Annotated in this window: 6 protein-coding genes and 1 pseudogene; 5 read left to right on the forward strand and 2 right to left on the reverse strand. The window is 68.0% G+C overall.

Translation table 11 applies throughout. The features are described 5' to 3' along the window. A partial coding sequence (locus AC1DOC_RS17075; protein WP_478130139.1) for a dienelactone hydrolase family protein occupies positions 1-1,196 on the reverse strand: 1,196 nt, incomplete at its 3' end. A 187-nt stretch (positions 1,197-1,383) separates the two neighbouring features. On the opposite strand from AC1DOC_RS17075, the pseudogene AC1DOC_RS17080 reads away from it, so the two are divergent. Beyond that, positions 1,384-2,468: pseudogene (locus AC1DOC_RS17080) on the forward strand (ABC transporter substrate-binding protein). A 13-nt stretch (positions 2,469-2,481) separates the two neighbouring features. On the opposite strand, the gene AC1DOC_RS17085 reads toward AC1DOC_RS17080, so the two are convergent. Next, positions 2,482-3,507, reverse strand: a complete 1,026-nt coding sequence (locus AC1DOC_RS17085) for an AraC family transcriptional regulator (RefSeq protein ID WP_062364572.1) — start codon at positions 3,505-3,507, stop codon at positions 2,482-2,484. Positions 3,508-3,620: 113 nt separating this feature from the next. Between AC1DOC_RS17085 and AC1DOC_RS17090 the strand changes: the two genes are divergently transcribed. The 4 genes from AC1DOC_RS17090 to AC1DOC_RS17105 form a co-directional block, all read left to right on the forward strand. Continuing rightward, positions 3,621-4,535, forward strand: coding sequence for a LysR family transcriptional regulator (locus AC1DOC_RS17090; RefSeq protein ID WP_015865440.1), 915 nt, complete (start codon positions 3,621-3,623; stop codon positions 4,533-4,535). A 129-nt stretch (positions 4,536-4,664) separates the two neighbouring features. After that, positions 4,665-5,081, forward strand: a complete 417-nt coding sequence (gene madL / locus AC1DOC_RS17095) for a malonate transporter subunit MadL (RefSeq protein ID WP_015865439.1) — start codon at positions 4,665-4,667, stop codon at positions 5,079-5,081. Positions 5,082-5,086: 5 nt separating this feature from the next. After that, complete coding sequence (gene madM / locus AC1DOC_RS17100; protein ID WP_015865438.1) at positions 5,087-5,851, forward strand: malonate transporter subunit MadM; 765 nt, start codon at positions 5,087-5,089, stop codon at positions 5,849-5,851. A gap of 9 nt (positions 5,852-5,860) precedes the next feature. Beyond that, the coding region (locus tag AC1DOC_RS17105; RefSeq protein ID WP_478130140.1) for a malonate decarboxylase subunit alpha at positions 5,861-7,076 on the forward strand (1,216 nt) is incomplete at its 3' end.

Here is a 7,076-nt window from a genome sequence, read left to right on the forward strand (position 1 = left end):
GTGTTCGACGGCTGCGTTTCGTCGACCAGCTTGCGCGCCGTCCCGGCGCCRGCCACGGGCAGGCCCTTCGGATCGAGCAGGCCGATCTGCACCAGCACGCTGGCCTGGTCCCAGTAGATGTGCTCGTGGTAGAGCTTGTCGCCGCGGAACTTCACGATGGCCACGAGCGGAATCTCCACCGCCCTGCCGGTGGGTGCGATGCCCGGGAGCAGCCAGTCGATCTCGACCGTGTGGGTGAAGCTGAACAGCATCTCGTCCACGATCTGCGTCGCGCCCACCGTGCGCGAGATCGGCGTGAGCCGCGTGTCGGGCGGCGTCGTCGGAATGAAGTGGTGCTTGTAGAAGCGCGACAGCTCCYTGGCGCCCACGCCGCCGGTCATGGTCGGGATGTGGTTCACATAGGGCTCGCCCACCATCGTGGCCATGGTGGCGACCACGTCGCGCGTGGCGAACTCGTACTCGCAGTGCTTGTCCCACAGCGCCGAGAGGTCGTACACCGGGCCGATCGCTTCCTTGAACAGCGCCATCGAGCGCTGGTGCGCCATGAGCGTGGAGGGCTTGTCGAAATGCTCGCCGCCGGTGCGCGCGAACGCATGGTCGACGCCCGGGTAGACATACATGTGCGCAGCGGCCTTGCCGGCAAAGGCCGCGAGCACCTGGGCGCGGGCCTCGGGCGGGCAGAACTGGTCGAGCTCGGCAAAGTGCAGCGCAATGGGGCAATCGATCTTCGGCACCAGGTCGAGCGCACCCTCGATGCCCACGCCGTAGTAGCCCACGGCCGCGTCCACGCCCGAGTGCGCGGCGGCCAGGTAGGCCAGCTTGCCGCCGAGGCAGAAGCCCAGCGCGCCGACCTTGCCGGTGCAGGCCGGGTGCGCACGCAGCGCCTTCACGCTCGCCGTGACGTCGGCCACGCCGGCTTCGATGTCGAACTTCTGGAAGAAGCCGAAGGCGCGCTGCCAGTCCTCGGGCGAGTAGCCCAGCTCGACGCCGGGCTCCATGCGCCAGAACAGGTCGGGCGCGAGCACCACGTAGCCCTCTTCGGCGTAGAGGTCGGCCACCTCGCGCACGTAGTCGTTGATGCCGAAGATCTCCTGGCACAGCACGATGCCGGGGCCGCGGCCCGAGGCCGGCAGGGCCAGGTAGCCGTGAAAGGTCTGGGTGCCGTCGCCGGCCGGGATGTCGATGGTGTCGCTCATCGGTTCGTCTCTCGAAGTGGTGGGGTCGGCGGCGATTCTGTGGAGCGTGCCGGGCGGTTGTCTGTCCATTTCGTGCAGCGGTTTGCGCCGCACGAAACGGATAGCGAGGCGGCGCCGCCGCACAGAGACTGCGGCCTGCATTTGCTGCCCCACCCAGTTCAACGAACCCACCCCGAGGAGACCTTTCATGCCGCAGGCCACGCCCCGATCCGTCTTGTGCGCGCTCACCGTCCTGGTGGGCGCGCTGGCACTGCCGTCACAGGCGCAGACCGTGAAGGTTGGCCTGGCGATGGACCTGTCCGGCCCCTTTGCCGTCGGCGGCGCCGAGGCCAAGGCCGGCTTCGCCGTTGCGATGAAGCAGCTGGGCGGCAAGCTCGGCGGCGTGCCGGTGGAATTTGTCGAGGCCGACACGGCAGGCAACCCCGAGATGGGGCCAAGGTGCCCTACCTGTCGAGCAACACCGGCCCGAGCGACTATTCGGGCGCGCGCTGCAATCCGTACTTCTTCGGCGCCTCCTACCCGAACGATGCGTACTACGAATCGGCCGGCAAGTTCGCCTCGGACAAGGGCTTCAAGAAGGTCGCGATGATCGCGCCCAGCTACCCCGGCGGCAAGGACGCCATCAACGGCTTCAAGCACACCTTCAAGGGCAGCGTGAGCGACGAGCTGTACACCAAGCTCGGGCAGCTCGACTACTCGGCGGAGCTGGCGCAGATCCGTGCGTCGAAGCCCGATGCGCTGTACTTCTTTTTGCCCGGCGCGATGGGCGTGAGCTTCATCAAGCAGTTCGTCGGCGCGGGGCTGTCGAAGGACGTGGCGCTGATCTCCACCGCGTTCTCGGCCGACGAGGACATGATCCCCGCCGTCGGCGAGCCGATGCTCGGCCTGTTCAATACCGCGCACTGGTCGTTCGACCTCGACAACGCCGCCAACCAGCGCTTCGTGGCGGCTTTCCGCCAGCAGAACAACGGGCGCAATCCGTCCTTCTATGCCGGCCAGGCCTACGACGTGCTGATGGCCATGGACGCGGCCGTGCGCGACGTCGGCGGCAAGGTGGCCGACAAGCCCGCGTTGCTCAAGGCGATCAAGGCGGCGAACTACAAGTCGGTGCGCGGCGATTTCCGCTATGGCCCGAACAACTTCCCGATCCAGAACTACTACCTGCGCGTGATCGCCAAGGATGCGAACGGGCGCATCGCCAACAAGGTGATCGGCACCGTGCTGGAGCGCTACCAGGACCGGACCGCCGCCCAGTGCGCGATGAAGTCCTGAGGATGCGCGCGCTTCAGTGCCGCGCGGCGGGCAGCGGTGCGGGATCGCGGGAGGTGTCGCGCGGCAGCTGGCCGAAGCGCTCGCGGTAGCAGGCGGCAAAGCGGCTCAGGTGCGAGAAGCCGCAGCTCAGCGCCACCTCGGTGACGCTGGCACCGTCGTGCCGCGCCAGCTGCGCGTGCGCGGCGTCCAGCCGCATGTTGCGCAGCACCTCGCCGGGCGAGAGGTCGCGATAGCGCTTGAAGAGCAAGGCGAGGCTGCGGCGCGTGACACCCGCGGCCTGCGCCACGTCTTCGAGCGACAGCAGCGTGTCGAGCCGCTCGCGCATGAACTCCTCGGCCCGCCGCAGCTGCCGCAGGCCGGCTTCCTCGCAGCCGCGCCGCACGGCGGCATGCCGTTGCAGGGCTGAATTCGGCCGGTGGCACAGCAGGTAGAGCATCAGGTTGTCTTCGCAGTGCGCCATCCACCGCGGGTCGTAGGTTCCCAGGTCGCCCGAGGGCAGCAGCGAGGCCAGGCCGGCCACCATGCGGCACCACTGCGTGCCGGCGGCGTCGTCCAGGCAAAAGGGCATCGCGAAATCGATCTCGCCCACGTCGTCGGTGCCGCGCAAGGCGAAGGCATGGCGTGCCACCTCCTGCAGCCGGCTGAGCTCGATTTTCAATATCAGCTGTTCGCAGTCGGCATGCCAGTGCAGCCGCACCGGCTTGTGGGCGGAAATGACCGCGCCCTGGCCGGGATGGATCTGCAGGGTGTGCCCGCCGGTATGGACGTCGGCATGGCCGCGCAGCGGCATCTGCACCAGCACGAAGTTGCCGAGCGCGTCGGGCTCGATGTCGACATCGCAGCCGTAGCGCAGGATGCACAACGACAGTGCGCTCAGCTCCGCGCGGCAGAAGATGGCGTCGACGTCGCCGCGGCCCCACACGCTGCGGTGCGGCTTGAGCTCGCGGGAGACACGCGCATGCGTCTCCTCTGCATCATGCGAACGGAAGAGTTCTCTCTCGTACAAGGGGGAAAGCTGCTCGTTCGACCACGCGTCCATAGGCATTTCCTCACTCAGGTTCAACGTTGAGACAGTTTTGCTCTGCGCCGCGTTGTACCGCAATTTGTGGGCCCGTTCCAGGATTACGATCGGACATCATCCGCAGGCCCTCCATGCTCCTCCACGTCGACGAAGAGATCACCTTCCGCAAGCTCGAGATCCTGCTGGCCTTCATGGAGACCGGCAATCTTGCGCGCGCGGCCGAAAAGCTCGAGATCAGCACCGTGAGCGTGCACCGCGCGCTGCATTCGTTGGAAACCGGCCTGCGCTGCGCGCTGTTCCGGCACGAGGGCCGCAACCTGCATCCGACCGATGCCGCACAGGCGCTGGCAGACGTGGCACGCGATGTGCTGCGCACCATGTCCGAGGGCATCCGCGCGACACGGGAAGTGGCCGGCTACTCGTCCGACCGGATCCGCATCGGATCGCTCTATTCGCTGACGAGCCGCACGGTGCCGCGGCTGATCATGGGGCTGAAGCTGCGCAAGCCCGAACTGCACACCGAGCTCGTGCTCGGCTCCAACGCCGACCTCCTGCAGAAACTGCGCGACGGCGCGATCGATGCCGCCCTCATGGCGGTGCCCGAGGGAACGGCGGACGTCGAGTCGGAGCCGCTGTTCGAGGACGACATCCGGTTCGCCGCCCCGGTGGGCTCCCCCTATTCGGGGCAGAAGGAGATCGACCTGGCCGCCTGCGCCGGCGAGCGCTTCGTGAGCCTGAGCGAAGGCTTCGTCACCTACAGCGGCTTCGTGGAGTCGTTTCGCGTGGCCGGCTTCACGCCCAACGTGGTGATGGAGACGGGCGACATCTTTTCGCTCATGAACCTGGTGAGCGGCGGCGTCGGCTACACGCTGCTGCCGGGCCGCGTGTGGGGCGTGATGCCGCAGAACGTGCAGCTGATCCCGCTGCAGCCCCGCTACCTGATGCGCCAGACCATCGCGCTCAACTTCCTGCGCACGCGCGAGCGCGATCCCAACCTGCTCGCGCTGCTGGCGCTGTGCCGCACCTCCAAGGCCGAACTGGCCTAGGGTTTACCCGCAATCGTTTCACGCGCCGTAAGCGTCGCCGTCCCCCGTTAATTGATCGCGCGCAGGGGCGCCGATACCGTACGTCTCCAGAACACCGCGCATCTCGCGCGGCACACAACGGAGACGCCCATGATCATTTTCGGAACCGCCCTGCTGGCCGTATGCCATCTGCTGGGCATCTTCCTGGGCGACCTGCTCGGGCAGGCGCTGGGCGTGAAGACCAACGTCGGGGGCGTCGGCATCGCGATGCTGCTGCTGATCTTCGCGCGGCTCTACATGCAGAAGCGCGACTTCCTGCCCAAGCTCACGGAGCTCGGCGTCGAGTACTGGGGCGCGATGTACATCCCCGTGGTCGTGGCCATGGCGGCGCAGCAGGACATGGTCGCGGCGCTGCGCGGCGGACCGGTGGCGCTGCTCTCGGCCATTGCCGCCGTGGCGGTCTGCGCCTGCGTGATCGCGGTGATCAATCGCGCGGAGCGGCCGCAGGTGGAAGCGCAGGGCGCGCCCAAGCTGCACGACAACCCCCTGCTGGCCGAAGCGGAGTGAACGGCATGATCGAAATCCTCGAAAAAGCCGCGCTCCAGAACGGCCTCGTGACCGCCTTCGCGGTGGTCGGCCTGGTGATCCTGCTGTCGGGCCAGATCTCGCGCCGGCTGACCTTCGGCCGCGTGCACGGCTCGGCCATCGCGATCGTGATCGGCCTGGCGCTCGCCTACTGGGGCGGCACGCAGACCGGCGGCCACAAGGGCCTGGCCGACATGTCGCTGTTCGGCGGCATCGGGCTGATGGGCGGCGCGATGCTGCGCGACTTCGCGATCGTGGCCACCGCCTTCGAAGTGCAGGCCACCGAGGCGCGCAAGGCCGGGCTGATCGGCGTGGTGTCGCTGCTGCTGGGCACGGTGCTGCCCTTCATCGTGGGCGCATGCATTGCACGCGCCTTCGGCTACTCCGACGCAGTGAGCATGACCACCATCGGCGCCGGCGCGGTCACCTACATCGTCGGCCCGGTAACGGGCGCGGCCATCGGCGCGAGCCCGGACGTGATGGCGCTGAGTATTGCGACGGGGCTGGTCAAGGCCATCATCGTGATGGTGGGCACGCCCATCGCCGCGCGCTTTCTCGCACTGAAGACGCCGCGCTCGGCCATGGTGTTCGGCGGCCTCGCAGGCACCGTGAGCGGCGTCTCCGCCGGCCTTGCCGCGACCGAYCGCAAGCTGGTGCCCTACGGCGCGCTCGTCGCGACCTTTCACACCGGCCTGGGCTGCCTGATGGGGCCGTCGGTGCTGTTTTTTGCCACCAAGGCATTGGTGGGTTGAGGGATCTCCATGGACCGCATGAACTGGAACACCAAGGCCGAGAATCGCGCGGCACGCCTTGCGCGGGCGGCCAACGCGCTCGGCGCCGACCTGGCGGGCAAGCGCGTCGCCACCGAGGCCATCGGCCAGCTGCTGGAGGCCGTGCTGGAGCCGGGCGACCGGGTCTGCCTCGAAGGCAACAACCAGAAGCAGGCCGACTTTCTCGCGCGCGCGCTGGTCGGGGTCGATCCGGCAAAGGTGCATGGCCTGCACATGGTGCAGTCGGTGCTGGCGTTGCCGGAGCATCTGGACCTCTTCGAGAACGGCGTGGCCGCCCGGCTGGACTTCAGCTTCTCGGGTCCGCAAGGCGCGCGGCTGGCCAAGCTGGTGTCGGCCGGGCGCATCGAGATCGGCGCCATCCACACCTACCTGGAGCTGTTCGCGCGCTACTTCGTCGATCTCACGCCGCAGGTGGCGCTGGTGACGGCGCACGCGGCCGATGCCCAGGGCAACCTCTACACCGGCCCCAACACCGAGGACACGCCCGTCATCGTGGAGGCCACGGCCTTCTCGGGCGGCGTCGTGATTGCCCAGGTCAACGAACTGGTCGACGGCCACACGACGACGCTGCCGCGCATCGACATACCGGCCGGCTGGGTGAACTTCGTCGTGAAGGCGCCGCGCCCCAATTTCATCGAACCGCTGTTCACGCGCGACCCGGCGCAGATCAGCGAGGTGCAGGTGCTGATGGCGATGATGGCCATCAAGGGCATCTATGCCGAGTACGGCGTGCAGCGGCTGAACCACGGCATCGGCTTCGACACCGCAGCCATCGAGCTGCTGCTGCCCACCTATGCCGAATCGCTCGGCCTCAAGGGCAAGATCGGCAAGCACTGGGCGCTGAACCCGCACCCGGCATTGATACCGGCCATCGAGGCGGGATGGGTGGAGTCGGTGCATTCCTTCGGCTCCGAGCTGGGCATGGAGGACTACATCCGCGCGCGCTCCGACGTCTTCTTCACCGGCCCCGACGGCAGCCTGCGCAGCAACCGCGCGCTGTGCCAGGCGGCGGGCCACTACGCCTGCGACATGTTCATCGGCTCGACCCTGCAGATCGATCTCGATGGCAACAGCTCCACCGCGACGCTGGGCCGCATCRCCGGCTTTGGCGGTGCGCCCAACATGGGCGCCGATGCGCGCGGCCGCCGCCATGCGAGCCCGGCCTGGCTCAAGGCCGGGCGCGAGG

The organism is Variovorax sp. 01T439_2 (assembly GCF_056398445.1).

Bases quoted from the DNA above. Each gene is read 5' to 3' on its own strand.
- AC1DOC_RS17085 (WP_062364572.1), bottom strand. From the start codon at position 3,507: ATGGACGCGTGGTCGAACGAGCAGCTTTCCCCCTTGTACGAGAGAGAA.
- AC1DOC_RS17090 (WP_015865440.1), top strand. From the start codon at position 3,621: ATGCTCCTCCACGTCGACGAAGAGATCACCTTCCGCAAGCTCGAGATC.
- madL (WP_015865439.1), top strand. From the start codon at position 4,665: ATGATCATTTTCGGAACCGCCCTGCTGGCCGTATGCCATCTGCTGGGC.